Here is a 25,959-nt window from a genome sequence, read left to right as displayed (position 1 = left end):
TCGGCTTGTCACGCCGCCTTTCCCGCCGATCACGCTTTCCGATCGGCGGGAAAGGCGGCGAGACGAGCCGACTCCAGGCGGCCGAGCCGCCGCGACGGAGTCGCGGCCATCCAACACAGTCGCGGCAGAAAATACGGAAGGCCGGGCCGGCCCCCGACCGCCCCGACCTTCCTCAGCGTGCGACCACCCCCGCGAGATGGGGCGGGGGTGTCGCAAAGCTCGTGTAACACGCGACCGTGCCGTGATCGGCGTCACAAGTCAACCCGGCTGAACGGGTGATCCGCGCACCGGCCGGCCGAGCCCGCGATCACCGGCCGGTGAGCGACGATCGCTAGCTGGCGTAAGCGCGCAGCTTGGCGGCCCGCTCGCCCTGGCGGAGCTTGGCCATGACCTCGCGCTCGATCTGGCGCACCCGCTCGCGGGACAGGCCGAACTGCTTGCCGATCTGATCCAGTGTGCGCGGCTGGCCGTCCTCCAGGCCGTAGCGCAGCCGGATCACGGCCTGCTCGCGCGGCTCCAGCGTGGCCAGCACGCGGCGCAGGTCGTCCTGCAGCAGGCCGGAGATGACGGCGCTCTCCGCGTCGGTCGCGTCGGAGTCCTCGATGAAGTCGCCCAGCGGGGCGTCCTCCTCGGTGCCGACCGGCATGTCCAGGCTCACCGGGTCGCGCGCGTGGTCGAGCAGGTCGGCCACCTTGTCCGGCGTCAGGCCCGACTCGCGCGCCAACTCGTCGTTGGTCGCCTCGCGGCCCAGTTGCTGGTGCAGGTCGCGCTTGATCCGGGCGAGCTTGTTGACCTGCTCCACGAGGTGGACGGGCAGCCGGATGGTGCGGCCCTGGTCCGCCATCCCCCGGGTGATCGCCTGGCGGATCCACCACGTGGCGTAGGTCGAGAACTTGAAGCCCTTGGTGTAGTCGAACTTCTCCACCGCGCGGATCAGACCCAGGTTCCCCTCCTGGATCAGGTCCAGCAGCGGCATCCCGCGGCCGGTGTACCGCTTGGCCAGCGAGACGACCAGGCGGAGGTTCGCCTCCAACAGGTGGTTCTTCGCGACGTGGCCGTCGCGGATGAGCTGGCGCAGTTCCCCCTTGCGCGTGGCCGACAGGTTCGCACCCGTCTCCAGCATGTGCTGGGCGAAGACCCCCGCCTCGATCCGCTTCGCGAGTTCCACTTCCTCGGCCGCGGTGAGCAGCGCTGTCTTCCCGATCCCGTTCAGGTACACCCGGACCAGGTCGGCGGCCGGGCCCTGGGCGTCGAGGTCGAACTCGGCGCTCGTGGTGGTCGTGTCGCTCTCGACCTCGCGGTCGAGGACCTTCGGGACGGTCATGGAGCTCCCTCCCCCTTGTTCGCGGGCTGGCAGTGCGGTCACGCATCCCGCGCTGCGCTGCGCGAGGTTGCCTTTCGGCTGTCATCGGGGGAAACGTTCGCCGGTGCGAAATGGTTCCCGCCTCCCCGATCTGAGAGACGTCACTGCCGTCACAGCGGTTGCGCCGCGAATCCTGAGATTTGGCTGAGAAGGATCTAGAGTTCCACCAACACGGTGAAGGGACCGTCGTTCACACTCCGCACCGACATCATCGCGCCGAACCGGCCCGTTTCCACCCGAGCGCCCTTTTGGCGCAGTTCCCGGACGACCGCGTCGACCAACGGCCCGGCGTGCTCGGGCCGGGCGGCGGCCGTCCAGGACGGCCGCCGCCCCTTCCGCGTCTCGCCGTAGAGTGTGAATTGGCTCACAACCAACAGCGGCGCACCGGTCGTGGCGCACGACTCCTCGTCGCGCAGGATGCGCAACTCGTGCAGTTTCCGCGCCATCAAGGGAGCTTTGGCCTCGGTGTCCTCGGCGTGGACGCCCAGCAGCACCAACAACCCCGGCTCGTCGATCGCGCCCACGCGCTCGCCGTCCACGGTCACCTCCGCCTCGGTGACCCGCGCCACGACCGCTCTCACGCCGGCACCACCATGCCGTGCCGCACCAGCTCGCGGACGATCGGCAGCGCCGCCCGCGCCAGGTCCTCGGCGGAGACGTCGTTCGCGTAGGCGAGCAGCGTGATCAGGTCCTCCAGCGGCAACGCGCCCCGGAAACCCGCCAGCAGGCGCGCGGCGGTCTCGTCCAGCTCGTGCTGCCACCCGGGCCCGTCCGTGCGGTGCAGGCGGCGCACGACGGCCTCCCAGCCGTCCTCGGTGGGCGAAGAGACCTCTTCCAGCAGGACCGTCTCCGGCACGGTGAACCGGGTGGCGAGCACGGCGTCGTCGTCGTGCGCGCGCAGCCACTCGACCCGGTCCAGCCAGGCGGCGGACTCCGGCCCCAGCGGGTCGTCGTAGGCGTGGCGCAGGTCTTCGCACACGACCTCGGGGTGCGCGGCGTCGGTGCGCCGCAGGGTCACGAACCCGAACCCGATGCCCTCCACGTCCTGCTCGGCGAACCAGTCCAGCCAGGCCGACGCCTTCGCGCGCCCCTCCGCCGACCGCGGGTCCACGCCCGCGTCGCGCAGCCACGTGCCGACGTAGAGCGTCGGGTCGGCGACGTCGCGCTGGACGAACCAGGCGTCCACGTTGCGCGGCAGCCACCGGGACACCCGGTCCGCCCAGTCCTCGCCCCGCCGGTGCAGCCAGGAGGCGAGGAGCTGCCCGACCCCGCCCTCGTTGAGGAAGGACGGGAGCTGCCGCACGACCAGCGCGCTGGCGTCGTCCCCGCCGAGGCCGGAGTCCCGGTAGACGTAGTCGACCCGCGGCGGACCCACCACGAACGGCGGGTTGCACACGACCTGGTCGAACCGCCGGTTGCGCAACGGCGCGAACCACTCGCCCTGCCGGAGCTCCACGTCGATCTCGTTGAGCCGGAAGGTGCCCTCCGCGAGCCGCAGGGCCCGTTCGGACAGGTCGGTGGCGGTGATCCTGCGCGCGTGCCGGCTGGCGTGCAGGGCCTGCACACCGCACCCGGTGCCGAGGTCGAGCAACGTCTCCACCGGCCGCCGGGACGTGGCCCGCGCCAGGCTGATCGACGCGTGCCCGACGCCGAGCACGTGGTCGGCCGGCACGGGCCCGCCGCGCTGCTCGGAGTCGAGGTCGGCGATCACCCACCAGGACCCCTCGTCGTCCCCGTACGGCCGCACGTCCAACCCGGCCCGCACGCGGTCCCCGTCGCGCACGAGCAGTTGCGCGCCCACGGCTTCGTCGAGGTCGAGCCCGTCCAGCGCCTTGCGCACGGCGGCGGCGTCCTCGGCGTCGCCGAGCAGGAAGAGCCGGATCAGCGTGCCCAACCCGCCGGCGTCCGCGGAGGCCCGCCGGGCGGCCTCCGGCTCACCGCGGCCCAGCGCGGCGTGCGCTTGCGGCCCGAGGACGTCCACGACCCCGTCGGCGTCGTACCCGGCGTTCTGGAACGCGCCGCGCAGGCGCGCGGTCAGCGAAGGAGAAAGGTCTGGAAGCACACCGGATTCTCCCGCCCCCGTGCCCGACCCGCTCGCTTCGGGGTCCCTTCCCGACGGGAAACGCCCATTCAAGGCGCGCTGATGGCCAGAGCGATGGCCATAGCGAGCCGCTGATCCGGATCCTCCAACGGCAACGGGGTCACTTCCGCCATTTTCTGCATCCGATAACGCAAGGTGTTCGGGTGCACCGACAAAGCGCGCGCCGCTTCCCGCGCGTCCCCCTGCGCCGCGAGCCACGCCCGCAAGGTGGCCGCGTAGTGCGTTCCGTGCTCTTCGTCGTGCCGGACCAGTTCCGCCACCGGCCCCCGGACCGGCAGCCGGCCGCCGGCCGCCGCCGCCGCGAGCCGTCGGAGCAGGACCTTCGCCCAGGCGTGGTCGTAGACGACCGGCTCGCCGACCGACAGCGCCAGGCACTCGTCGGCCTCGTGGCGCGACGCCGGCAGCTGGGCGGCCTCCGCCCGGCCCCCGATGCCGGCCTCGACCACGACCTCCGCCGGCAGTTCGCGCTTGAGCGAGCGGACCCACTCGACCGCCGCCGACGGGTCGTCGCCGCACGGCAGCACGGTGTAGAGGACGTTCCCGAACAGGGCGCTGCGCCCCGGCCGTGACCAGCCGAAACCCGCCGTGGCCCGCTCGAACGCGAGCAGCGCCGCGCCGTGCTCGCCCTCGCCGGCGTGGGCCTGCACGGCGATCACCCGCAGGTCGGTCGGCGGGAGCCCCAGGCGGGGCAGGTTGGCGCCGCTGTCCAGCGCCCCGATCACCAGGTCCGCCTCGGCCTGGCGCTCCAGGTCCGCCGACGCCCTCGCGCGCAGCAGGTGCAGGGCGGCGGTCCGCGCGCCGTCGGCCAGCGCCGCGTGCCGGGCCTGGTCCACGTCCCGGTCCACCTCGACCCACACCGAGCCGAGCAGCTCGCGGCCGGCCCGGACCGCGGCCACCAGCCGGCCCCCGAGCTGGTCGGTGAGCTTGGGCACGAACAGCGGCTCGTCGCTGCGGGACAGGTGGGTGAACACGCCGTAGTCGTCCAGGGCCTGCCGGGCCTCCTCGGGCACCCGCCGGCCCAGGATGGTCTGGACGCGCACCTGGTCCACGCCCTGTTGCCGGTAGGAGTAGGCCAGGACGCGCGATTGCTGGTCCTCGATGGTGACCGGGCCGCCCACCACGGCGGCGATGGCGTCGGCCACGGCGAACAGGTCGCCGGACCCCTTGCGCTGCCCGCCCAGGACCAGCGTCTGCGCCACGTTCGCCAGCTGCCCCCACGCCACGGACGGCTCCACCAGCAGCACCGCCGCGCCCGAGCGCTTGGCGGCGGCCACCACCCGCTCGTCCAGCGGCGGCCGGCCGTGCAGGACCACGGCCGCCGCGGCGGTCGAGCCGACCAGGCGGGCGGCGGCGGTGGGGGTCGGCACGCCCAGGCCGAGCAGGACGTCGTCGGGGGCGGCGGTGGCGGGTTCGGCGGGGTCGTGCAGGGCCACCCCGCGCAGCTCCACGTCCCGGCCCCGGGGCGCGCAGCTCAGGTGCGTGCCCAGGCTGCCGAGCACGTCCACCAGCCGATCAAGGGCCACCACGGTCGGATCGTACGGTCACCCGGCGCGAACGTGCTCGAATACACCACCCTGACGGTGTCGCGGTAGGGCGAGCAGTGGGACTATGGAACACATGGTCGACCACGAGCGCGACGGCACCCCGGTGCTGATCACCGAAGCGGCGCCCTCCTACGAGGAGCAGCACGCCGCTCGCAAGCGCAAGTACGCGATCATGATGGGCGCCCGCATCCCGTGCCTGGCCCTGGCCATGGTCTTCTACCAGACGTGGTGGCTCGCGCTGCTGTTCCTCGTGCTGTCCGTGCCGCTGCCGTGGATGGCGGTGCTCATCGCGAACGACCGGCCCCCACGCAAGGCGGAGAAGGCCAACCGGTTCGTCAAGGAGCACCGCGCCATCGAGGCCCGCGGGCATCAGGTCATCGACGGCTGAGCCCTCGCCACCGGCTGCGCCTGCGCCACCGGCTGGGCGCCCACGTTCGACACCGCCGAGGCCGCCGCCCGGACGCCCCCGACCAGGGAGTCCTCCCGCGACGCGCCACTGAGCCACGCCGCGAGCAGCCCGGCGTCGAACGCGTCCCCGGCGCCCGTCGAGTCCACGCACTCCACGTCCAGCGCGGGCACCGACAGCACGCCCTGGCGGTCCACCCAGCTCGCGCCGTCCGCGCCCGAGGTCAGCGCGACCGCTCCCACCACGTCGAGCAGGGCGGCGGCGCTGCCCGGCTCCGGCGACCCGGTGAGCGCGACCAGCTCCTCGGTGTTGGGCAGCAGCAGGTCCACCCCGGCGATGTCGTCCAGGAACCCGTCGTAGACCAACGCCGCCGACTGCGGGTCCACCGAGGTGGTCAGCCCGGCCTCGCGGGCCGCGCGCAGCACCGCCAGCCCGGCGGGCCGGGAGGAGGCGTCGAGCAGGACGTACCCGGACAGGTGCAGGTGCTTGACCCCGCGCAGCAGCCCGGGGTCGAGGTCGGCGGGGGAGAAGCGGGCGTTCGCGCCCCGGTCGGGCAGCATGGTGCGCTGCCCGGTGTCGTCCACCAGGACCACGACGCAGCAGGTGGCGGCCTCGGTGTCCACGGCGAACGCGCACCGCACGCCCGCCGCGGTCAGCTCCGCGTGCACCTGCCGGCCGGCCGAGTCCGCGCCCACCCGGGCGACCAGCGTGGGCGTCGCGCCGCACGCCGCCAGCCACACCGCCGTGTTCGCGCCCGCGCCACCGGGCTCGATGGTGACCTTGGCGCGCGAGTCGCCGCCGTGGACGATCGGGCCGGAGTGCCGGGCCACCACGTCCAGCCCGGCGTCCCCGACGACGACGATCGACGTCACTTCGCCAGCTCCACGGCCACCTCGGCGGCCAGGGCCGCGTTGGACAGCACCAGCGCCTCGTTGGCGTCCAGGCTCACGCCGCCGCTGGCGGTGTGGAAGTGCTCCAGCAACGCCGGCGTGACGTCCTTGCCGTGCACGTCCCGGGTCTTCTCCAGGCCCTCGCGCAGCAGCCGGTCGTGCAGGTCCCGGTCCATCTCGTACTCGGCCGGGATCGGGTTGGCCAGCAGCACGCCCGCGCTGCCCGGCACCTGCCCGAAGTGCGCCGCGACGACGGCCGCCGCCTGCTCCGGCGCGTCCACCCGCCACGGCACGGCGTGGCCGGACTCGCGCCGGTAGAACGCGGGGAAGGAGTCGGTCCGGTAGCCCAGCACGGGCACCGACCGGGTCTCCAGCAGCTCCAGGGTGGCCGGGATGTCCAGGATCGACTTCACGCCCGAGCACACCACCAGGATCGGCGTGGTGGCCAGCACGTCGAGGTCGGCGGACACGTCCCAGGTCTCCCGCGCGCCCCGGTGCACGCCGCCCAGGCCGCCGGTGGCGAACACCGTGACACCGGCCTGGCGCGCGATGGCGGAGGTCGAGGCGACGGTGGTCGCGCCGTCCTTCTTCAACGCGTAGGCCGCGCCCAGGTCCCGCCGGGACAGCTTGACCAGGTCGTTGGCCGGGTCGCAGACGTGGTCCAGCTCGGCGTCGGTCAGGCCGACCTTCGGCACCCCGCCCAGCACCGCGATCGTGGCGGGCACCGCGCCCGCCTTCCGCACGACGTCCTCCAGGCGCGCGGCGACCTCGCGGTTGCGGCCGGGCGGCAGGCCGTGGGACAGGATGGTGGATTCCAGGGCGACCACGGGCCGGTTCTCGGCCAGGGCGGTGCGGACCTCGTCGGTGATGCTCGGCGTACTCACGAGGGGCCATCCTCCCAGGTAAGCTGGGGACGTGAGCACGCAGACTCTGCCCGAGGTCGACGTCCGCCCGGAAGGCACCGACCACACCGGGGACGACACCCCGAAGATGTTCCACTACGTGCGCAAGAACAAGATCGCCGAGAGCGCGGTCATGGGCACGCACGTGGTGGCGCTGTGCGGCGAGGTGTTCCCGGTGACGCGGTCGCCGAAGCCGGGCTCCCCGGTGTGCCCGGACTGCAAGAAGATCTTCGACGGCCTGCCCAAGGGCGGCGGCGAGTAGGTCACCGCTCGAACAGGTCGTAGAGCTGCCGGGTCGCCTCGGCGCCGTAGGCGACGCTGCCCACCGGCACGCGTGCGCCCACCGCGTCGACGACCCGGGCCGTCCACACGGGTCCGAACGCCCCGCACAGCTCGACCAGCTCCGCGCCCTCCTCGACCAGCCGCTCGGCGGCGGCCACGACCTGCTCCACCCGGCCCAGGCCGACCAGGACGGTCTTGCACGCCCCGGTGTCGGCCACGGTCACGTTCCAGCCGGGGTCGCTGCCCTGGGCGAAGTAGACGAAACCCCACTGCCGCATCGCCATGACGTCCTCCTCGTGTCGGTGACGTGACCAGGCAATACCGGCGCGGGCGGCGGTGTCCACGAGGATCGACCTCACGCCCGTTCGGCACGGCCCAACACGCCAGGCAGCCGGGTACGCGCGCTCATCCCCGGTGTGGGCGTGGTCACAGCTCCCGGGCGAGGGCGGCCAGCCGTTCGGCCTGGTCGTGCACCGGGCTCCACACCAGCGCGTGCCGGACGCGGGGCGCTTCGCGCAGAGCCGCCCAATGCAGACCCTCGGACCGGTCCCATCGCGGGCGCAGCGCCACCACATCGCCCCCGTGGCGCAGTTCCGCGACGAACAGCGACCGCCGTGACGGCCCGGAGCGCACCCGGGGCCGCCAGCCCGCGGCCGCACACCCGTCCAGCAGCGCGTCGTGGTAGCCGGGGGCGAGGTCGCGGTCGTAGAGCAGCAGGTCACGGCCGGTCAACTCGGCCCACTCGACCTCGTCACGCCCCGCCAGCGGGTGCGTGTCGGCGACCAGCACCCCCAACGGACTGTCGCTCACCACCGCGGTCCGCAGACCGTCGACCGCCTCGGGCAACGCGATCAGCCCGGCGTCCAGCCCGCCGCCCTGCACCAGCTCCAGCTGCCGCGCCGCCTGCAGGTCCACCAGTTCGACCGCCTCGGCCGTGTGCAGGGCGGGCAGCACCGCCGGCGGCGCGCCCGGCGTCACCCCCACCCGCAACGGCCGGTCCGCGCTGTCCCGGACCGCCCGCACGGCGACCTCGGCCGCGTCGAGCATGCGGCGGGCGTGGGGGAGCAGGGCCAGTGCCGCCGCGGTGGGCGTCATGCCCGCCGGGGTCCGGGTGAACAGGGTGACGTCCAGCTCGCGTTCCAGCGCGATGATCTGCTGGCTCAGCGACGACGCTCGGACGCCCAGGCGTTCGGCGGCGCGGGTCAGGTGCCGCTCCTCGACCACCGCGCACAGGTACCGCAGCCGGCGAAGGTCCACGGGCCACAAACTACGGTTTGCGCTCCACGGGCAGCCGCTCGGTCGGCGTCGTGTCCGCCGGGGAGGTCACCTCGGTCGGCTGCCAGGCCTGCTTGCCCTCGTCGGACCGGATGCGTTCGGCGGCCCGTTCCAGCTCCAGCCGCCGCCACCGCCGGCGCTGCCGACGGGTCATCTTCGCGGGCCACATCTCCTGGATGGCGCTGTTGAAGTACGCGCCGATGGTGATGGCCAGGCCGATGAAGAACGCGAAGAGCAGGAACGCGATGGGCGTGGCCAGCGCGCCGTAGGTGTAGCCGGTCGTGGTGATCCACCGGATGTAGAGGCGCAGCCCGATGGACGACAGCAGGAACACCGCCATCGCCAGCACCGCGCCCGGCAGCAACCGGTGCCACGGCAACTTGTTGGGCAGCGACACCTTGTAGAGCGTCGCCAACGCCACGACCAGCAGCACCGCGACGCCGGGGTAGTAGAAGGCGCTCAGCCAGAACTCGATGGTGGCGCGCCACCCGCTCGGGAAGATCTCCGGCAGCAGGTCCGGGCCCAGCGCCAGCACCGGCAGCCCGACGATCAGCAGGACCAGGCTCACCATGTAGAGCAGGAGCGCGAAGATGCGCTGCCACACCTCGTTGCGCACGCCGTACTGGTCGTGCGCGGCGGTGATGGCGTCCACGAACGACGACATCGCCGACGAGCCCGCCCACAACGAGATCAGGAAGCCCACCGACACGATCTCGCCCTTGCCGATGGTCAGGATCTGGTCGACCGTGGGCGCGATCACGCCGTTGACGACGTCCTGGCTGAAGATCGTCCGGCAGGTCGAGATGATCCGGTCCTTGACCGCGCTGACCACCTCGGGGCCCAGCCAGTCGCCGAGGTAGCCCATCGAGCCGAGCAGGCCCAGGAGCAGCGGCGGGAAGGACAGGGTCTGCCAGAACGCCGCCTCGGCGGCCTCGGAGAAGATGCTGCCCTCCCAGGCCTTGGACAGCGTGCGCGCCAACAGCCGCAGTGGTCCCTTCCGGGGCCTGCTGCGTGCCGTCTCGTCAGTCGGCGAACCCATCGCAGGGTCAAGCATGGTGCATCGCGGGTGATTTCGCGGCATCGGAGCCGAGGTGTCGCCGGGCCGGCAGGTAAGCTGTCGGTGCCCTCGACGGTCATCCACCCGAGGGCATTCGCATGTTCACCGGGGCGCAGGAGGGGTTCAGAGGTTGTCGCTACCGCAAGTCGCCACGACCCGCCCGCTCCGCGCCTGGCAGCGGCGCGCCCTGACCAAGTACCTGGCCGCCGGGCCCAAGGACTTCCTCGCCGTCGCGACGCCGGGCGCCGGCAAGACCACGTTCGGGCTGCGCGTCGCGGCCGAACTGCTCGCCGACCGCACGGTCGAGGCGGTGACGATCGTCGCGCCGACCGAGCACCTCAAGCACCAGTGGGCGCAGGCGGCGGCGGCCGTGGGCATCGCGATCGACTCGAACTTCCGCAACACCAACGCGGTGACCTCCCGCGACTACCACGGCGTGGCGGTGACCTACGCGCAGGTCGCCGCGCACCCGACGCTGCACCGGGTGCGCACGGAGAACCGCAAGACCCTGGTCCTGCTGGACGAGGTGCACCACGGCGGCGACGCGAAGTCGTGGGGTGACGCGATCCGGGAGGCGTTCACGCCCGCGACGCGGCGGCTGTGCCTGACCGGCACGCCGTTCCGGTCGGACGACTCGCCCATCCCGTTCATCAGCTACGAGCCCGGTCCGGACGGCGTGCAGCGCAGCAAGTCCGACCACTCGTACGGGTACTCCGACGCGCTCAAGGACGGCGTCGTCCGGCCGGTGATCTTCCTGGCGTACTCGGGCGAGGCGAGCTGGCGGACCAGCGCGGGCGAGGAGTTCTCCGCCCGGTTGGGCGAGCCGCTGACCCAGGAGCAGACGGCGCGGGCGTGGCGCGTGGCGCTGGACCCGACCGGCGAGTGGATCCCGTCGGTGTTGAAGGCGGCGGACGTGCGGCTGACCCAGTTGCGCGAGGGCGGCATGCCCGACGCCGGTGGGCTGGTGATCGCGACCGACCAGACGGTGGCGAAGGCGTACGCGGAGATCCTGAAGCGGACCACGGGCCACGACGCGACGCTGGTGCTGTCCGACGACCCGAAGGCGTCGGGGCGGATCGCCGAGTTCTCGGAGTCGACGGACCGGTGGATGATCGCGGTCCGGATGGTGTCCGAGGGCGTGGACGTGCCGCGCTTGGCGGTTGGTGTGTACGCGACCAGCGCCTCCACGCCGTTGTTCTTCGCGCAGGCGATCGGCCGTTTCGTGCGGGCGAGGGCCAAGGGTGAGACGGCGAGCGTGTTCCTGCCCAGCGTGCCGGTGCTGCTGGGGTTGGCCAGCGAGCTGGAGCAGCAACGCGACCACGTCCTGGGCAAGCCGCACCGGGAGAAGGACGGCTGGGACGACGAGCTGCTGTCGCAGGCCAACCAGGTCCAGGACGAGCCGGGCGAGGAGGAGCGCGCGTACACGGCGCTGGGCGCGTCGGCCGAGCTGGACCAGGTGATCTACGACGGGTCGTCGTTCGGGACGGCGGCGTTCGCGGGCAGCGAGGAGGAGCAGGAGTACCTGGGCCTGCCGGGCCTGCTGGAGCCCGACCAGGTGCGAGCCCTGCTGCGGCAACGCCAGGAGAAGCAACTGGTCGAAGCCAGCCGCAAGGCCGCCTCCGCCCCGGTGGCCGCTCCCGCCCCGGCCGCGCGACCGGCGAGCGTGCAGGAACGCTTGGCGGCCCTGCGCAAGGAACTGAACACCTTGGTCGCCATGCACCACCACCGCACCAAGAAGCCACACGGGAAGATCCACAACCAGCTGCGCGAGTACTGCGGCGGACCGCCCACGGCGATGGCTTCGATCGAGCAACTTGAAGAGCGGATCGCCACCCTGCGCTCCTGGTAACGCCCCCGCGGCACTGCGCATCCGGCCCACCCCAGCCAGTCGCCGCTCATCGGACCGCTCGCCAATTCGCCGCCCAGCCGCGCCCCGCCGCCCTCGCCCCGGCCGCCGTGAGCCCCCAGCCTTCCGGAGTGGCTCGGCGTGGCCTCCGGCCCCCGTCTCCATGATCCCACCGACCACCGACAATTCCGGCCCGCCCGCAGCGCACACGAGCGACTGCGGCAGGGCTGGCGGCGGCTGCGGTGGCGGGCTGCGGTGGCGGGCTGCGGGCGGCGGTGGCGGCTGGCTGCGGGCGGCGGTGGCAGGCGGCTGGCGGTGGCGGGGCTGGCTGCGGCTGCGGGCGGCGGTGGCTGGCGGTGGTGGTTGCGGCGGTGGCCGGGGGGCGTGGGGTGGCGGCGGCCGGTGAGGGCTGCGGCGGTGGCAGGGCGCGGTGGCGGGTTGCGGCGTGATGCTGCGGCGGGCGGCGGGCGGTGGGGGTTGCGGCGAGCTGTGGTGGGCGTGTTGGAGGCCGCGCGGGCCCTGCCATTCGCAGTGGCTCGCAACAAACCCCACGTAACCCCTCAGGTGACCGGTCGTAACCGGCTACTGCATCCGGAGTAGGCAGATGTCCGTTCGGTTACCTCGTCGTTAGCTCATCGTGCCTACTTTATCGGTCAAGTGTGCTTCCGGTCACCGCCTGTCCCGGCATACGTTGTGCGCCACAACATTTCCCGCGTAGCTCTGAAAGGGATGCGGATGCGCAGCAAGAGCCTCGCCCTCATCGCCGTCGGCACTGGCCTCGCCGTTGCCATGACGGCGTGCGGCGCCAACACGTCCGGCGGTGGCACCACCACGGGCACGAACACTGACAGCGGCTCGGGCGGCGCGAAGGTCGGCGTCATCCTCCCCGAAACCGCCACCTCCGCACGCTGGGAGGGCTTCGACAAGCCGCTCCTGGAGAAGGCCCTCAAGGCCGAAGGTCTGACGCCCGACATCCAGAACGCCCAGGGTGACGTGCAGAAGTTCTCGACCCTCGCGGACGGCATGATCAACGCCGGCGTCAAGGTCCTCATCATCGCCACCCCGAACAGCGAGATCGGCGCGGCGGTCGCGAAGAAGGCCGAGGCGCAGGGCATCGCCGTCATCGACTACGACCGGCTCAACCTGGGCGGCAGCTCGAAGTACTACGTCTCCTTCGACAACGTGAAGGTCGGCGAGCTGCAGGGCCAGGGCCTCGTCGAGGGCCTCGCCAAGCTCGCCCCGGGCAAGAAGCCGGCCGAGGTCATCGAGATCGAGGGCGCCCCGACCGACAACAACGCGACCCTGTTCCACGAGGGCCAGCAGAAGGTCCTCAAGCCCAAGTACGAGTCCGGCGACTACAAGCTGGTCCAGTCGCAGCCCATCGAGGGCTGGGACAACCAGAAGGGCGGCACCACCTTCGAGCAGATCCTGACCGGCAACGGCCAGAAGGTCGACGGCGTCGTCGCCGCCAACGACGGCCTCGCCGGCGCGGTGATCACCGTGCTGAAGAAGTACGGCCTCAACGGCAAGGTCCCGGTCACCGGCCAGGACGCCACCCCGGAGGGCCTGCAGGCCGTCCTGCGCGGCGACCAGTTCATGACCGTCTTCAAGCCGATCGCCGAGGAGGCCCAGGCCGCCGCCAAGCTGGCCGCCGCGCTGGCCAAGGGCGACACCGCCGCCGCCGACAAGCTCGCCACCGGCGTCACCAAGGACACCAAGGGCAACCGCGACGTCAAGTCGGTGCTGCTGACCGCGCAGCTGATCACCAAGGACAAGGTGAAGACCGTCGTGGACGCGGGCTTCGTCAAGGCCTCGGAGATCTGCGTCGCCGACACCCAGGCCGCCTGCACCGAGCTGGGCATCAAGTAATCCAGCGCTCGCCGATGCGGGGTGTGGCCTCACCACACCCCGCACCGGCGCGCACTCACCCCAGGAGACCTCAAGTGACTGAGCCGATCCTCGAACTGCGCGGCGTGAACAAGAGCTTCGGCCCCGTGCACGTCCTGCACGACATCGACTTCACCGTCCAGCCCGGTGAGGTGACCGCGCTGGTCGGCGACAACGGCGCGGGCAAGTCGACGCTGGTCAAGTGCATCGCGGGCATCCACCCGATCGACTCCGGCGAGGTGCTCTTCGAAGGGCAGCCGGTCCACGTCCACGGGCCGCGCGACGCCGCCGCCCTCGGCATCGAGGTCGTCTACCAGGACCTCGCGCTGTGCGACAACCTCGACATCGTCCAGAACATGTTCCTCGGCCGCGAGCGCGGCAAGGTCGGCCTGCTCGACGAGGCCGACATGGAGCAGGCCGCCCGCAAGACCCTGACCTCGCTGAGCGTCCGCACGGTCAAGTCCGTGCGCACCCAGGTCGCCTCGCTGTCCGGCGGCCAGCGGCAGACCGTCGCGATCGCCAAGGCCGTGCTCTGGAACAGCAAGGTCGTCCTGCTGGACGAGCCGACCGCCGCCCTCGGCGTCGCCCAGACCCGGCAGGTGCTCGACCTCGTGCGCAGGCTCGCCGAACAGGGCCTCGGCGTCGTCCTGATCAGCCACAACATGAACGACGTCTTCGAGGTCGCGGACCGCATCGCGTGCCTCTACCTCGGCCGCATGGCCGCCGAGGTGCTCACCAAGGACGTCACCCACGGCCAGGTCGTGGAGCTGATCACCGCGGGTCGTTCCGGCGACCTCGGCATCGCCCGCCCCGAATCCGCCACCATCTGAGGACCCCGGCATGACCAACACCACCAGCGAGACGTCGTCCCAGGACACCCCGCCCCCGGCCGCGGGCGCGATCTCGGACTTCGGCATCGACACCACGTCCCGCTCGACCGGCGAGGCGGTGCGCGACTACACCGCCCGCCTGCGCGGCGGTGAACTCGGCCCGCTGCCCGCCCTCCTGGGCCTGCTCGTGCTGCTCGTCGTGTTCAGCTCGCTCGACGAGACGTTCCTGACCCTGGGCAACATCGCGAACCTCCTCCAGCAGGGCGCGAGCATCACCATCATCGCGATGGGCCTGGTGTTCGTGCTGCTGCTCGGCGAGATCGACCTGTCCGCCGGCACCGCGTCCGGCGTGTGCGCCGCGGTCATGGCGCTGCACCTGAACAAGGGCGGCAACCTGCTCGGCGGCATGGGCGACACGGTCTTCTACACCTTCTGCGCGCTGCTGGCGCTCGGTGCCGTCCTCGCCGTGCTGATGCGGATCTGGGCGGGCGCCGCGCTCTCCGTCGTCGCGCTGGTCATCGCGCTGATCGGCGTCCCGGCCAACCCGTGGGTCGAGATGCTGCTGGCGATCTGCGTGGGCACCGCCATCGGCTGCATCACCGGCTTCCTCGTCGCCAAGGTCGGCATCCCGTCGTTCGTGGTGACGCTGGCGCTGTTCCTCGCGTGGAGCGGTGTCGTGCTCCAGTTCATCGGCCAGGGCGGCGTGCTCGGCCTGAACAACGACGTGCTGTTCAAGGTCACCAACGGCAACCTGTCCACCACCGGTTCCTGGGCGCTCTTCGTGATCGCGGTCGGCGGTTATGCTGCCGTCGTGCTCGGCAGGCATTTCTCCAGGCTGCGCAAGGGTCTGGTCGCTCCTCCCACCCCGCTGGTGCTGACCAAGGTCGGCGCGGTCGTGCTGCTCGGCGCGGTCGGCACCTACCTGCTGACGCTCAACCGGTCCCAGACCTCCGTCGTGGTGATCACGGGCGTGCCGTACGTGGTGCCCATCGTGCTGGCGCTGCTGGTGGTCGGCACGTTCGTGCTGGAGCGCACCCGCTACGGCCGGCACGTGTACGCCGTGGGCGGCAACAAGGAAGCCGCGAACCGCGCGGGCATCAACGTGGCGCAGATCCGCATGAGCGTGTTCGTGATCTGCTCCTCGGCCGCGGCGATCGGCGCGATCGTGTACTCGTCCAAGGTCGGCTCGGTCGACCCGAACGCCGGTGGCGGCAACACCCTGCTGCTGTCGGTCGGCGCGGCCGTGATCGGCGGCACCTCGCTGTTCGGCGGCAAGGGCCGCATGCGGGACGCCGTGATCGGCGCGGCGGTGATCGCGACCATCAACAACGGCATGGGCCTGCTCGACCAGCCCGCCGCCGTCGTCTACATCGTGACCGGCCTGGTGTTGCTGCTGGCCGCCAGCGTCGACGCGCTGTCCCGTCGCCGGGCGGCGGTCGCACCGCGCTGACGTGAGCACCCCCACCGCCGGTGCCCGGCCCGACGAGGTCCGCAGGCACAACCGCACCGCGCTGTTGCGCAAGCTGCACGTGGACGGACCGTCCACCAGGGCGTCGCTCGCGGCCGAGCTCGGGCTCAACCGCAGCACGATCAAGGCCCTGGTGGACGGGCTGGCCGAGTCCGGCGTGGTGGCCGAACGCGTCCCCGCCCAGCGCTCCGGCGCCGGGCGGCCGTCACTGCTGGTGCTGCCGCAACCGCACGCCGCGGTCGTGATGGCCATCGACGTCCGCGTCGAGCAGGTGGCGATGGCGTTCGTCGGGCTGGGCGGCGACATCCTCGGGCGCGACTCGTGGAACCTGCACCACCGGTCCCGCGACCCCGGTGAGGTGATCACGCACATCGCCGACTCCGCCAAGCTGCTGGCCGACGAGCTGGACGTGGTGCCGGTCGGGGTGGGCGTGTCCGTGCCGGGTGTGGTGCGGCGGTCGGACGGTCTCGTGCACGAGGCCCCCAACCTGCACTGGACGGACGTGGCCCTGGGGTCGCGGCTGTCGGCGGTGCTGAAGGTGCCCGTCCAGGTCGGCAACGACGCCGAGCTGGGCGCGCTGGCCGAGCACGTGCGCGGCGCGGCCCGCGGGTCGTCGGACATGGTCTACATCTCCGCGGACGTGGGTGTCGGCGGCGGCGTGATCTCGTCCGGGATGCCGTTGCGGGGCACCGGCGGGTACGTCGGCGAGCTGGGGCACATGGTCGTGCGGCCCGGCGGGCGGCGGTGCTACTGCGGCTGCCAGGGGTGCTGGGAGACCGAGGTGGGGGAGGCGGCGCTGTGCCGGGCGCTGGCGCTGCCCGAGGACGCGCCGCGCGGTGCCGTCGTGGCGGAGCTGCGGTCGTTGGCGGCGTCGCCGGAGGCCGTGGCGCACCGGTTGGGCGAGTTCACCGAGTGGCTGGCGATGGGGCTGGTCACCGTGGTCAACATGCTGGGGCCGGAACTGGTGGTCCTGGGCGACCTGTTCACCGCGTTGCCCGACCAGGTGGTGGACGAGGTGCGCGGGGTGGTGCAGAAGCGCTCCCTGGTCAGCCGCGCCGTCGGCGGGACCCGCATCCTGTCCTCGCCGCTGGGCCGGGACGCGAAGCTGTTGGGCGCCGCGGAGCTGGCTTTCGAGCCCGTCCTGTCCGAGGTCTGACCCCGGGGTCGGGCGTGTCGGTTCGCGCACATGCAGGGGGGCGGGGATCCGATGATCGGATCCCCGCCCCGGACGGCTAGGGTGCTGGCGGGCCGCGGGCCCGCCGTGATCAGCCCTGCTGCAGTTCAGCAGCGAGTTCGCGCAGCTTCGTGCTGTGCTCGCGGGCGTGGTGCCCGCAGAACAGCAACTCGCCCCCGGACGGGAGCACGGCGCGCACCTGGGCAGCAGCCCCGCAGCGGTCGCAGCGGTCGGCAGCGGTCAAAGCGGGGCGGGTGAGCGTGGTAGTCATGGAAATCTCCCTCCGTCCCGGCACCGTGGTTCGGTGCCCTCACACCTAGCTGCGACCACTCCGCATCTGGCGGGTGCGTCGTGCTCGCTGCTTCCACTCTTGCAGACGCACGGGCGTAAGTCAGTGTTCCCGAGGTCGTGGCGACCCGCGTCACTCGTCATTTACCCGGACACCAGGACGTTCGAACGCGGAACTTCCACCGGTTCGCCAGGGGAACCGCTCACGTTCCGCTGTCACGCCAACGCTTTCGGACCTGCGAATACGACAACGGACGCACGTCCGCTGCTCCGAACGGTGGGCCCGGAATGCTCCTTGCTGTGACGGGTAACACTTTGGTCAGCCGAGAGCGAACAGAGCCTGGTATTCCACGATCCGGACGCCCGGTGTCCGATTCACCGGCCGTCAACCAACCTCCGGATCGCGGTTGACCACCTCCCGCGAGCCGTCGAGGTAGAGCCCGGCGAGCGCGGCGTGCTCAGCCGCGACCCGAGCCGACTTCCGCCGGAAGGACAACGGGCGGACCTCCCCGAACACCTCGACCTCCGCCTCGGTGGCCACCGCCACCACGACCCGCCCGCCCGCGCGGAGGTGGTTGATCATCTCATCGTTGAGCCGGACGTTGGTTTGCTGTGTGGGACCGGGCGTCCGGTAGAGGCGGAACCGACCGCGGAGGTCGCCGCTCTCACCGACGTAGACAGCCGGCCGCTCCTGGCTCGGCATGCCGGAGAACGTGAGCCGGTACAGCCCGGGACGCGGCGGCACCGGCGGGAACAGGAGACCGCCACCCCCATCCAGCGCGACCTCACCCGCGCGCCGCCATGTCGTCCGAACCCGCACGTCCACCTCGGGCATGTCCGGCTCGGCCTCCAACCGCACCGGCGGCTCGACGGCGGCCCGGCGGGTGTACGCCCGACCGTCCCGCCCGCGCTCGAACCGGACCCGCTGCCGACTGAAGTCGACCGCAGCCACGTGCCAATCGGCGGCCCGCCACGCCCGCGCCTGGGACAGCGTGCTGTTCGCCCACCACTGCCGCGTGTCGTAGGCGCCCGGTGGCAGGCCTCCGCGCACCAGTCCAGCGATGTCGGCGAACGCCATGTCGACGACCTCCCGACCCTCATCGGCGAGCGCGGCCAAGCGGTCCGTCAGCGGAGCGTATTTGGGTTTCACGGCGGCCTCCCGGAGTGCGGGTCCTCCGAAAAGGAAAACGCCGGTGACCCCGAAGGGCCACCGGCGTTCGCCGTGTCGCGGAAGCTCAGTCCAGGTAGTCGCGCAGCACCTGCGAGCGCGACGGGTGGCGGAGCTTCGACATCGTCTTCGACTCGATCTGCCGGATGCGCTCCCGCGTCACCCCGTAGACCTGGCCGATCTCGTCCAGCGTGCGCGGCTGGCCGTCGGTCAGGCCGAAGCGCAGCCGGACCACGCCCGCCTCGCGCTCGGACAGCGTCGCCAGCACGGACTGGAGCTGGTCCTGGAGCAGCGTGAACGACACCGCGTCCACGGCCACCACGGCCTCCGAGTCCTCGATGAAGTCACCGAGCTGGCTGTCGCCCTCGTCGCCGATCGTCTGGTCCAGCGAGATGGGCTCCCGGGCGTACTGCTGGATCTCCAGCACCTTCTCCGGGGTGATGTCCATCTCCTTGGCCAGCTCCTCCGGCGTGGGCTCGCGGCCCAGGTCCTGGAGCAGCTCGCGCTGGATGCGGCCGAGCTTGTTGATGACCTCGACCATGTGCACCGGGATGCGGATGGTGCGCGCCTGGTCGGCCATCGCGCGGGTGATGGCCTGGCGGATCCACCACGTCGCGTAGGTCGAGAACTTGTAGCCCTTGGTGTAGTCGAACTTCTCGACCGCGCGGATCAGACCCAGGTTGCCCTCCTGGATCAGGTCGAGGAACGCCATGCCGCGGCCGGTGTAGCGCTTGGCCAGCGACACCACCAGGCGGAGGTTGGCCTCCAACAGGTGGTTCTTGGCGCGCTCGCCGTCCCGCACGATCCACCGCAGGTCGCGGCGCAGCTGCGGGGTGAGCTTCTCGCTCTCCTCCTCGGCGCGGCGGACCCGCTCGGCGGCGTAGAGGCCGGCCTCGATGCGCTTGGCGAGCTCGACCTCCTCCTCCGCGTTGAGCAGGGCGACCTTGCCGATCTGCTTGAGGTAGGCGCGGACGGAGTCGGCCGACGCGGTGAGCTCCGCGTCCTTGCGGGCCTGCCGCAGGGCCTCGGACTCCTCCTCGTCCCAGACGAAGTCGCCCTCGCCCGGCTTGGCCTCCTCCTCGGCCGGCTCGTCCTCGACGGGCTCGTCGATCAGTTCGACGTCGTCGACCAGGTCCTCGTCACCCGGCAGGGCTTCGAGGTCTTCGGGCTCGTCGCCCTCGCCGGGCTTCTTCGCCTTCGCCGGCGCGGCGGCGCCGGCCTTGGCGGCCGTCTTGCGCGGCGCCCGCGTGGCCGTCTTGCCCGCCGCGGCGGTCTTCGCCGCCGGCTTCTTGGCCGGGGCCTTCCTCGCCGAGGTGGCCTTGGGCGTCTCCTCGGCGTCAGCCTTAGCTGCCTGAGTCGTCTTCGCGGCTGCCACGTACGCCCTTTCGCGACTGTCGATCAAGGCAAACCGAAGGGCGCGAACCTCGGTCGCCGGAGTACGGGGGAGAGCCCGCCGGATGTTCGTCGGCGGGGCACCGTTCCATTGTAACGACGAGAATCGCGCGCAGATGCGCATCACCCGCATCAGATGCGCATCGACACGCGTTTCCGCAGCTAGAACGAACGCGAATGGTTCAGTGTCGGAGACCGTGCGTGGCGGCCACGGCCGCGCCGACGATGCCCGCGTCGTTCTTCAGCGCCGCCGCGACGACCTCGGTGCGGACCTCCAGCAGCGGCAGCCACTTCTCCGCCTTCTTGCTGACCCCGCCGCCCGCGATCACCAGGTCGGGCCAGATGAGGTCCTCCAGCACGTTCAGGTACCGCGACACCCGCGGCGCCCACTCCGCCCAGCTCAGGCCCTTGTCCTCCTTCACCGAGGCGGCGGCGCGCTTCTCCGCGTCGTGCCCGTCGACCTCCAGGTGGCCGAACTCGGTGTTGGGGATCAGCTCGCCGTCGACGAACAGGGCGCTGCCGATGCCCGTGCCGAACGTCAGCAGGACGACCAGGCCGTCCTTGCCCTGCCCGGAGCCGAAGCGCATCTCGGCGATGCCGGCGGCGTCGGCGTCGTTGAGCACGACGACCTCCTCCTTCGGCTTCCCGAGGCGCCGGGCGAACAGCTCGGCCGCGTCCGTGCCGATCCACGCCTTGTCGACGTTCGCGGCGGTGTGCGCGACACCCTTCTTGACGACGCACGGGAGGGTGACACCCACGGGGCCGTCCCAGCCGAACTTCTCGACGATCTCGGCGACCACGTCGGCGACCGCGTCGGGCGTCGAGGGCTGCGGCGTCACGATGCGCAGGCGCTCACCGTCCAGCGCGCCCGCCTCCAGGTCCACCAGGCCGCCCTTGATGCCCGAACCGCCGATGTCCACGCCGAACCCGCGGGTCATGCCCATCCCCGTGGCCCTTCCTACTCGATTCAGTAACCGTGGCCGCAGACCTTAGCCTGGACTTCCCCGATAGTCCCGTGAGAGTGACGCAGGAGGAACACCTTGCCGTTGGATCCAGGCGCATTGGTCGACGTCGCGGTGCAGGTCGGGCGCGAGGCGGGCGACCTCGTGCAGTCGATGCGGGCCGCCGCCGTGTCCGATTTCGACACGAAGAGCAGCATCACCGACGTGGTCACGGCCGCCGACCGGGCGTCCGAGCGGCTCGTGCGGCGGCGACTGGCGGAGCTGCGGCCCGGTGAGCCGGTGGTGGGCGAGGAGGAGGGCGGCGACGAGGTCGAGGGGCTGACCTGGGTCGTGGACCCGATCGACGGCACGGTGAACTACCTGTACGGCATTCCCCACTACTCGGTGTCCATCGCGGCGCAGGTGGACGGGGTGTCCGTGGCGGCGGCCGTGGTGGAGCCGGCCGGCGGGCGGGTGTGGACGGCGTGGCAGGGCGGCGGGGCGTGGTTGGACGGGCGGCGGCTGGCGGTGTCCGCCCAGACGCGGCTGGACCTGACGCTGCTCGGGTACGGGTTCGCCTACCGGGCGGACCGGCGCAAGCGGCAGGCGGAGACGTGGGCGTCGATGGCGACGGTCGTGCGGGACATCCGGCGGGCCGGGGCGGCGTCGCTGGACCTGTGCGCGGTGGCGGCGGGTCGGTTGGACGCGTACGCCGAGCACACCCTGGGCCGGTGGGACTGGGCCGGTGGCGCGTTGGTGGCGCGGGAGGCGGGTGCGGTCGTGTACCTACCGGGTGAAACTCCGGAACTGGGCGCGGACGCGACGTTCGCCGCCGCGCCGGGCATCGCCGACGCCCTCTTCGCGGCCCTGGTCGAACACGGCTTCAGCAAGGTCTGACCCGAGAGGATCGTTCAACAATCCCCGCATTCCTCAATCCCCACGTCCCTCGCGGAAGTTGTTGAACGATCCGACCAACCTGCCGAAAACCGCCCGCGCGGGGGAGAACGAGCCCCGTGCGGGGGAGGTGCCACCCCGCGGGCGGTCCGACCGGGCGGGTCGTAGGTTCGTCGGATTGTTCAACGATCCGACGAACCTGCCGAGAATCACCGGGCCGGGAAACGATCGCCCGCGCGCCGTTGCCCCGCGCCCGCCGTCGCTGGTGCCCCGCGCCCGCCGTCGCTGGTGCCCGGCGTCGCCAGCGCCACCCGCGAGAGCCCGGCGCGCGGTGCCTCAGCCGCGGCCCGGCCTCAGCAGTGGACGTCGCGTGCGCCCTTGAGGTGGTCCGGGTTGACCGACGGCGGCGGGATCTCGGCCACCTGGCCGCCCTGCCGGTCCGGGTACTGCTCGGCCCACGTCGTCAGCTGGTCCAGCACCCGCCGCGCGTCCTGGTTGGGCTTGACCTCGCCGAACTTCTTGCCGATCGCCACGTCCACCGTCGCGTCCTGGCGCTCGTCGCGCACCAGCTCCAGGCACGGCGCGATCAGGCTCAGCGTCCGCGCCGCCCCGGCACCCGGCGCGCCGAAGCGGATCTGGCCGCGGCACGTCATGTCCTGCGCCGGGTACAGCGGGTCGTTGCCGGGTTCCGCGGCCTGTTGCAGGCCCAGTTCGGTCAGCGTCGTCGCCACGAACCGCGCCTGGTTGCGCTGGGTGCTCGCGTTGACCACGCGGAACTTCACGTCGCCGACCGGCACCGGGTCGGTGCGGTCCAGGGCGTCGTGGGACAGGACCGTGCCCAGCGCGGGCGCGGGCTGCGGTGGTTCGGGCGCGGGCGCTCCACCGGGGACCGGAGCGGCCGCCGACGACGAGGGCGCGCTGCCCGGCGAGTTGCACTTGATGGCCGCGTCCACGTCGCCCGCGTCGGCCAGCACGCGGTTCCACACCACCACGGCGGTGACCGCCAGCACCAGGAACAGCACGATGGCGGGCCACGGCCGCCGCCTCCGGTACCGCGACGACCCGCTGCTCCCCGACCCGGGTCCCACGTCCGCCGACCTCCCCTGGCGTAGTGCTGTTGGTGATCAGGCTATTCCGCCCCGCCGCGATCCGCGTCCCGGGCTCCCGCGTAGCGCCCCGCAATCACCCGGTAGCGGACGGTCAACGGCGCTCGGAGGCATCGCAACACGGCCGGCACGGGTGGGCAAGACCCGTTGCAAGCCTATCGGGCCTGGCAGTCGAGGGCCTCTCACCCGTCTGCTCAATTAGGGGGAACCCGCTGCACGCCCACCCGATCAATGAGCTACCCTCTCGGCGCTCCGCGCGCTCCCGGACAGCCTGATGCGTCGACGTACAGGGGGTTGGCGCCCGGCCGCGCGGGCGAGACCTCCGTCACTGGGGACGGAGGGCACAAACAGGGGCGCTGGTGCGTTAACCAGCGACACGAACAGTCTCCGTAGACCGCAGGGGTGAAAAGACAATGGCGACCGACTACGACGCACCGCGTCGCAGCGAGGCTGACGAACTCGCTGAGGACTCCCTGGAGGAGTTGAAGGCGCGGCGCAACGAGACGCAGTCCGGGGTCGTCGACATCGACGAGGACGCGTCCGCCGAGAACTTCGAGCTGCCGGGCGCCGACCTGTCCGGTGAGGAGCTGACCTTCAAGGTGCTGCCCAAGCAGGCCGACGAGTTCACCTGCTCGAAGTGCTTCCTGGTGCACCACCGCAGCCGCCTGGCCGAGGAAGTCGGCGGGCAGTACATCTGCCGCGACTGCGCCTGAGCCCGGGAACCCTGCCGCGACTGGCCTGACCAGCGCGGACAGCCGACCGGATCGAGCACCACGACCCGTTCCTGGGCGCTCACCCCAACCGCCGGGGTGGCGCCCAGACGCGTTCCCGGAGACGGACGCGAGCGGAACTCGCGTCTCATCAGGCTCTCTTTCAGGCGGACTTCGCCGCCGTCAACGCGGCCACCAGCTTCTCCGGCGACTTGACGCTGAACAGCCAGTACGGCGTCGGGTCGGCCGGGTCCTCCAGGACCACCTTCACCACCGGACCCACCCACCCGCGGTGCGCGACGAACGCCGCCGGGTCCAGGTGCGGCCCCATCGCCTTGCGCTTGGTCTTCGCGTCGAACACCTCGACCGCGCCGAGCAGCGCCACCGGCACGTGCGCCTCGCCGACCCGCAGCTCGCCGCCGGACACCTCGACCTTGAGCGAGCCCATCCGCCACAGCAGCAGCAACGCCAGCGGCACGGTCACCACGTACGGCAGCCACGACCGCACGCCGGGGAAGCCCATGTGGATCTCGGCGGCCAACAGCACCGCCGCGGCCAGCGGCAGCGGCCAACCCCACCAGGGCACGGTCAACCGCTCCCGGAAGGTGATCGGGACGGTCACAGCACTCTCGCTCACGCGTCCAGGGTAGTCTCGCGCGCCGTGCCCAGCGTCGAGGTCCTGCTGTCCCGGCTCGATCCCTCCGTGCCGCTCCCGTCGTACGCCAGACCCGGCGACGCGGGCGCCGACCTCGTGACGACCACCGACGTGGTGATCGAACCGGGGGAGCGGGCCGTGGTCGGCACCGGCGTCGCGATCGCGCTGCCCGAGGGGTACGCGGGGTTCGTGCACCCGCGCAGCGGGCTGGCCGCCCGGGTCGGGCTCAGCGTGGTCAACACGCCCGGCACGATCGACGCGGGCTACCGGGGCGAGATCAAGGTCTGCCTGGTCAACCACGACCTGCGCGAGCCGGTGGTGCTCACGCGCGGCGACCGGATCGCCCAGTTGGTGGTGCAGAAGGTGGAGCACGCCGTGTTCCGCGAGGTCGAACAGCTGCCCGACTCGGCGCGGGGCGCGGGCGGCTACGGCTCTACAGGCGGGCACGAGGTGCTCGCCCGGACGGAGGGGTGAGGGCGAGATGTTCGGAAAGCGCCGCAAGCGCGGTAGGCACTCCGCGAACCGGGGGACGGCGCCCGAGGTCGAGGTGGACCTCGACATCCCGGAGGTCGGCCCGTACGACTCCGAGCACGCCCCCGACGACGGCCTGAACCGGCTGGACCTCGGCTCGGTCCTGTTGCCCGTCCCGGAGGGCGCGCAGTTGCAGGTGGAGATGGACCAGGCGGGCGCGGTGCGCGCGGTGCACCTGCTCACCCCGGTCGGCCAGCTCACCATCAGCGCGTTCGCCGCGCCGAAGACGGACAAGCTGTGGCCGGAGGTCGGCGCGGAGCTGATCGCCCAGCTCAAGGGCGACGGGTTCCGCATCAACCGCGAGAACGGCCAGTGGGGCGAGGAGATCACCGCCCGCAACAACGAGGTGCACCTGCGCTTCGTCGGCGTCGACGGCCCGCGCTGGATGCTGCGCGGCGTGGCGGCGGCCCCGTCCGAGCAGCAGGCCGAGCAGGCCGGGTACGCGCTGTACGAGCTGGTCAAGCACACCGTGGTGGTGCGCGGCGAGCAGCCGATGCCGGTGCGCACGCCGCTGCCGATCGAGCTGCCGGAGGCCATCGCCCGGCACATCGCGGCCCAGCAGCAGCAGGGCTAGGCGTTCCGCAGGGCGTCGAGGGCGGCGCGGCCCAGGGCTTCCCGGTCCGCGCCGACCTCGGCCAGCGTGGTCGTCCGCAGGGCGGCCCGCGGCAACGACGACACCCACTTCCGGGCTACCTCGAACGGGTGGACCGGGTCGTCGGTGCACGCGGCCACCCCGACCGGCACGTCCAACCCCCGCAACTCCGCCACGGTGGGCGCCTTCAACACCGCCGCTTCCCGCAGCACCGCGGGCAACGCCGCCCCGTAGCGCGGCCACGCCCGCCGCAGCTCGTCGCCGACCCAGCCGTCCACGCCGGCGACCGCCGCGTGCACGCCTTCCGCCGCCACCACCGCCGCGCTCGCCGAGGCCGCCAACGCCGCCGGCGCGCCGTCCGGCCGCCCGGTCCACGCGGGCAGCGCCGCCAACACCCCCGCGCACCGCGACGGGTTGCGCACCGCCCACACCGCCGCGATGTGCGCACCCAGCGACACACCCCCGACGACCAGCGGTTCCCCGTCGTACGCGGCGTCCAGCGCGGCGAAGTGCTCCTGCACCGACCGCGACTCGGGCGCGACGAGCGCGAGGCCCGCGGCGGCCAGTGGCCGGGCGAACACGGAACGCACGAACACCTCGTCGGAGGCCGTGCCGGGGAGGAGGACAGCGGTGGCGGGCGTCATGGCGTGAACATCC

At 72.2% G+C, this 25,959-nt stretch carries 27 protein-coding genes; 11 read left to right on the top strand and 16 right to left on the bottom strand.

Annotated elements, in window-relative coordinates; all coding sequences use genetic code 11:
- Window positions 1–331: 331 nt before the first annotated feature.
- The 4 genes from AB0A74_RS28165 to AB0A74_RS28150 form a co-directional block, all read right to left on the bottom strand.
- Window positions 332–1,324, bottom strand: a complete 993-nt coding sequence (locus AB0A74_RS28165) for a sigma-70 family RNA polymerase sigma factor (protein WP_358254021.1) — start codon at window positions 1,322–1,324, stop codon at window positions 332–334.
- A gap of 194 nt (window positions 1,325–1,518) precedes the next feature.
- A complete protein-coding gene (gene dtd, locus AB0A74_RS28160; RefSeq protein WP_358254019.1) occupies window positions 1,519–1,944 on the bottom strand; it encodes a D-aminoacyl-tRNA deacylase in 426 nt (141 codons plus the stop codon).
- Window positions 1,941–3,425: a methyltransferase gene (locus tag AB0A74_RS28155; protein ID WP_358254017.1), complete on the bottom strand. Its 1,485-nt coding sequence runs from the start codon at window positions 3,423–3,425 to the stop codon at window positions 1,941–1,943. The genes dtd and AB0A74_RS28155 overlap by 4 nt, the downstream gene beginning before the upstream one ends.
- A 68-nt stretch (window positions 3,426–3,493) precedes the next feature.
- Window positions 3,494–4,990, bottom strand: coding sequence for a helix-turn-helix domain-containing protein (locus tag AB0A74_RS28150; RefSeq protein WP_358254015.1), 1,497 nt, complete (start codon window positions 4,988–4,990; stop codon window positions 3,494–3,496).
- A gap of 91 nt (window positions 4,991–5,081) precedes the next feature.
- Here AB0A74_RS28150 and AB0A74_RS28145 point away from each other — a divergent pair, with 91 nt between their 5' ends.
- Window positions 5,082–5,396, top strand: coding sequence for a DUF3099 domain-containing protein (locus tag AB0A74_RS28145; RefSeq protein ID WP_358254013.1), 315 nt, complete (start codon window positions 5,082–5,084; stop codon window positions 5,394–5,396).
- Here AB0A74_RS28145 and AB0A74_RS28140 read toward each other — a convergent pair.
- Window positions 5,378–6,286 carry a sugar kinase gene (locus AB0A74_RS28140; protein WP_358254011.1) on the bottom strand — a complete coding sequence of 303 codons (909 nt, stop codon included), beginning with the start codon at window positions 6,284–6,286 and terminating at the stop codon, window positions 5,378–5,380. The genes AB0A74_RS28145 and AB0A74_RS28140 overlap by 19 nt on opposite strands.
- Window positions 6,283–7,188, bottom strand: a complete 906-nt coding sequence (locus AB0A74_RS28135; RefSeq protein WP_358254009.1) for a pseudouridine-5'-phosphate glycosidase — start codon at window positions 7,186–7,188, stop codon at window positions 6,283–6,285. Before AB0A74_RS28135 ends, AB0A74_RS28140 begins: the two co-directional genes overlap by 4 nt.
- 31 nt (window positions 7,189–7,219) lie before the next feature.
- On the opposite strand from AB0A74_RS28135, the gene AB0A74_RS28130 reads away from it, so the two are divergent.
- Window positions 7,220–7,468, top strand: coding sequence for a DUF3039 domain-containing protein (locus AB0A74_RS28130; protein ID WP_309113749.1), 249 nt, complete (start codon window positions 7,220–7,222; stop codon window positions 7,466–7,468).
- Window position 7,469: 1 nt separating this feature from the next.
- Here AB0A74_RS28130 and AB0A74_RS28125 read toward each other — a convergent pair whose 3' ends face one another.
- The 3 genes from AB0A74_RS28125 to AB0A74_RS28115 all read right to left on the bottom strand — a co-directional run bounded on the left by AB0A74_RS28125 (window position 7,470) and on the right by AB0A74_RS28115 (window position 9,817).
- Complete coding sequence (locus AB0A74_RS28125) at window positions 7,470–7,772, bottom strand: DUF6506 family protein (protein WP_358254007.1); 303 nt, start codon at window positions 7,770–7,772, stop codon at window positions 7,470–7,472.
- Window positions 7,773–7,914: 142 nt separating this feature from the next.
- Window positions 7,915–8,745, bottom strand: coding sequence for a LysR family transcriptional regulator (locus tag AB0A74_RS28120; protein WP_358254005.1), 831 nt, complete (start codon window positions 8,743–8,745; stop codon window positions 7,915–7,917).
- A 10-nt stretch (window positions 8,746–8,755) separates the two neighbouring features.
- Window positions 8,756–9,817: a YihY/virulence factor BrkB family protein gene (locus AB0A74_RS28115; RefSeq protein ID WP_358254003.1), complete on the bottom strand. Its 1,062-nt coding sequence runs from the start codon at window positions 9,815–9,817 to the stop codon at window positions 8,756–8,758.
- 133 nt (window positions 9,818–9,950) lie between these two features.
- On the opposite strand from AB0A74_RS28115, the gene AB0A74_RS28110 reads away from it, so the two are divergent.
- From AB0A74_RS28110 to AB0A74_RS28090, 5 genes are all read left to right on the top strand, one after another.
- On the top strand, window positions 9,951–11,669 hold the full coding sequence (locus AB0A74_RS28110) for a DEAD/DEAH box helicase (protein WP_358254001.1): 1,719 nt from the start codon (window positions 9,951–9,953) through the stop codon (window positions 11,667–11,669).
- Window positions 11,670–12,401: 732 nt separating this feature from the next.
- The gene (locus AB0A74_RS28105) at window positions 12,402–13,535 is read left to right on the top strand and encodes a substrate-binding domain-containing protein (protein WP_358253999.1); all 1,134 of its coding nucleotides are present in this window, start codon (window positions 12,402–12,404) and stop codon (window positions 13,533–13,535) included.
- A gap of 74 nt (window positions 13,536–13,609) precedes the next feature.
- A complete protein-coding gene (locus tag AB0A74_RS28100) occupies window positions 13,610–14,383 on the top strand; it encodes an ATP-binding cassette domain-containing protein (protein WP_358253998.1) in 774 nt (257 codons plus the stop codon).
- A gap of 10 nt (window positions 14,384–14,393) precedes the next feature.
- Entirely contained in the window at window positions 14,394–15,833 is a 1,440-nt protein-coding gene (locus AB0A74_RS28095) for an ABC transporter permease (RefSeq protein ID WP_358253996.1), read from the top strand.
- Between the two features lies 1 nt (window position 15,834).
- Window positions 15,835–17,007 (top strand): ROK family protein, encoded by a 1,173-nt coding sequence (locus AB0A74_RS28090; protein WP_358253994.1) that lies wholly within the window; start codon window positions 15,835–15,837, stop codon window positions 17,005–17,007.
- 109 nt (window positions 17,008–17,116) lie between these two features.
- On the opposite strand, the gene AB0A74_RS28085 is transcribed toward AB0A74_RS28090, so the two are convergent.
- From AB0A74_RS28085 to ppgK, 4 genes are all read right to left on the bottom strand, one after another.
- A complete protein-coding gene (locus AB0A74_RS28085) occupies window positions 17,117–17,296 on the bottom strand; it encodes a hypothetical protein (protein WP_015800348.1) in 180 nt (59 codons plus the stop codon).
- A gap of 402 nt (window positions 17,297–17,698) precedes the next feature.
- A complete protein-coding gene (locus tag AB0A74_RS28080) occupies window positions 17,699–18,463 on the bottom strand; it encodes a hypothetical protein (RefSeq protein ID WP_358253992.1) in 765 nt (254 codons plus the stop codon).
- Between the two features lie 85 nt (window positions 18,464–18,548).
- Window positions 18,549–19,856 (bottom strand): RNA polymerase sigma factor, encoded by a 1,308-nt coding sequence (locus AB0A74_RS28075; protein ID WP_358253990.1) that lies wholly within the window; start codon window positions 19,854–19,856, stop codon window positions 18,549–18,551.
- Window positions 19,857–20,055: 199 nt separating this feature from the next.
- On the bottom strand, window positions 20,056–20,817 hold the full coding sequence (ppgK, locus tag AB0A74_RS28070; RefSeq protein WP_358253988.1) for a polyphosphate--glucose phosphotransferase: 762 nt from the start codon (window positions 20,815–20,817) through the stop codon (window positions 20,056–20,058).
- A 96-nt stretch (window positions 20,818–20,913) separates the two neighbouring features.
- Here ppgK and AB0A74_RS28065 point away from each other — a divergent pair, with 96 nt between their 5' ends.
- On the top strand, window positions 20,914–21,711 hold the full coding sequence (locus tag AB0A74_RS28065) for an inositol monophosphatase family protein (protein ID WP_358253987.1): 798 nt from the start codon (window positions 20,914–20,916) through the stop codon (window positions 21,709–21,711).
- Window positions 21,712–22,061: 350 nt separating this feature from the next.
- Here the strand turns inward: AB0A74_RS28065 and cei are convergent, their stop codons facing one another.
- Complete coding sequence (gene cei, locus AB0A74_RS28060) at window positions 22,062–22,796, bottom strand: envelope integrity protein Cei (RefSeq protein WP_358253986.1); 735 nt, start codon at window positions 22,794–22,796, stop codon at window positions 22,062–22,064.
- A 431-nt stretch (window positions 22,797–23,227) separates the two neighbouring features.
- On the opposite strand from cei, the gene AB0A74_RS28055 reads away from it, so the two are divergent.
- On the top strand, window positions 23,228–23,527 hold the full coding sequence (locus tag AB0A74_RS28055) for a DUF4193 domain-containing protein (protein WP_343936285.1): 300 nt from the start codon (window positions 23,228–23,230) through the stop codon (window positions 23,525–23,527).
- A 160-nt stretch (window positions 23,528–23,687) separates the two neighbouring features.
- Here AB0A74_RS28055 and AB0A74_RS28050 read toward each other — a convergent pair whose 3' ends face one another.
- Window positions 23,688–24,161, bottom strand: a complete 474-nt coding sequence (locus AB0A74_RS28050) for a DUF3093 domain-containing protein (RefSeq protein ID WP_358253984.1) — start codon at window positions 24,159–24,161, stop codon at window positions 23,688–23,690.
- A gap of 24 nt (window positions 24,162–24,185) precedes the next feature.
- On the opposite strand from AB0A74_RS28050, the gene dut reads away from it, so the two are divergent.
- Window positions 24,186–24,653 (top strand): dUTP diphosphatase, encoded by a 468-nt coding sequence (gene dut, locus AB0A74_RS28045; protein ID WP_343936287.1) that lies wholly within the window; start codon window positions 24,186–24,188, stop codon window positions 24,651–24,653.
- Between the two features lie 7 nt (window positions 24,654–24,660).
- On the top strand, window positions 24,661–25,284 hold the full coding sequence (locus AB0A74_RS28040; RefSeq protein ID WP_358253982.1) for a DUF3710 domain-containing protein: 624 nt from the start codon (window positions 24,661–24,663) through the stop codon (window positions 25,282–25,284).
- Here AB0A74_RS28040 and AB0A74_RS28035 read toward each other — a convergent pair.
- Window positions 25,281–25,946, bottom strand: coding sequence for an alpha/beta hydrolase (locus AB0A74_RS28035; protein ID WP_358253981.1), 666 nt, complete (start codon window positions 25,944–25,946; stop codon window positions 25,281–25,283). The two genes, AB0A74_RS28040 and AB0A74_RS28035, sit on opposite strands and share 4 nt — an antisense overlap.
- Between the last annotated feature and the right edge of the window lie 13 nt (window positions 25,947–25,959).

It is taken from the genome of Saccharothrix sp. NPDC042600 (genome assembly GCF_040647305.1).
In the GTDB taxonomy this organism is placed as follows: Bacteria; Actinomycetota; Actinomycetes; order Mycobacteriales; family Pseudonocardiaceae; genus Actinosynnema; species Actinosynnema mutabilis.
Note: the sequence above shows the minus strand (reverse complement) of the source record. Positions and strands in the feature narration are given on the sequence as shown.

Excerpts from the sequence above, each read along its gene's own strand:
- AB0A74_RS28165 (WP_358254021.1), bottom strand. The coding sequence starts at position 1,324 with ATGACCGTCCCGAAGGTCCTCGACCGCGAGGTCGAGAGCGACACGACC.
- AB0A74_RS28145 (WP_358254013.1), top strand. The coding sequence starts at position 5,082 with ATGGTCGACCACGAGCGCGACGGCACCCCGGTGCTGATCACCGAAGCG.
- AB0A74_RS28125 (WP_358254007.1), bottom strand. The coding sequence starts at position 7,772 with ATGGCGATGCGGCAGTGGGGTTTCGTCTACTTCGCCCAGGGCAGCGAC.
- AB0A74_RS28115 (WP_358254003.1), bottom strand. The coding sequence starts at position 9,817 with ATGCTTGACCCTGCGATGGGTTCGCCGACTGACGAGACGGCACGCAGC.
- AB0A74_RS28105 (WP_358253999.1), top strand. The coding sequence starts at position 12,402 with ATGCGCAGCAAGAGCCTCGCCCTCATCGCCGTCGGCACTGGCCTCGCC.
- AB0A74_RS28095 (WP_358253996.1), top strand. The coding sequence starts at position 14,394 with ATGACCAACACCACCAGCGAGACGTCGTCCCAGGACACCCCGCCCCCG.
- AB0A74_RS28085 (WP_015800348.1), bottom strand. The coding sequence starts at position 17,296 with ATGACTACCACGCTCACCCGCCCCGCTTTGACCGCTGCCGACCGCTGC.
- ppgK (WP_358253988.1), bottom strand. The coding sequence starts at position 20,817 with ATGGGCATGACCCGCGGGTTCGGCGTGGACATCGGCGGTTCGGGCATC.
- AB0A74_RS28055 (WP_343936285.1), top strand. The coding sequence starts at position 23,228 with ATGGCGACCGACTACGACGCACCGCGTCGCAGCGAGGCTGACGAACTC.
- AB0A74_RS28040 (WP_358253982.1), top strand. The coding sequence starts at position 24,661 with ATGTTCGGAAAGCGCCGCAAGCGCGGTAGGCACTCCGCGAACCGGGGG.
- AB0A74_RS28035 (WP_358253981.1), bottom strand. The coding sequence starts at position 25,946 with ATGACGCCCGCCACCGCTGTCCTCCTCCCCGGCACGGCCTCCGACGAG.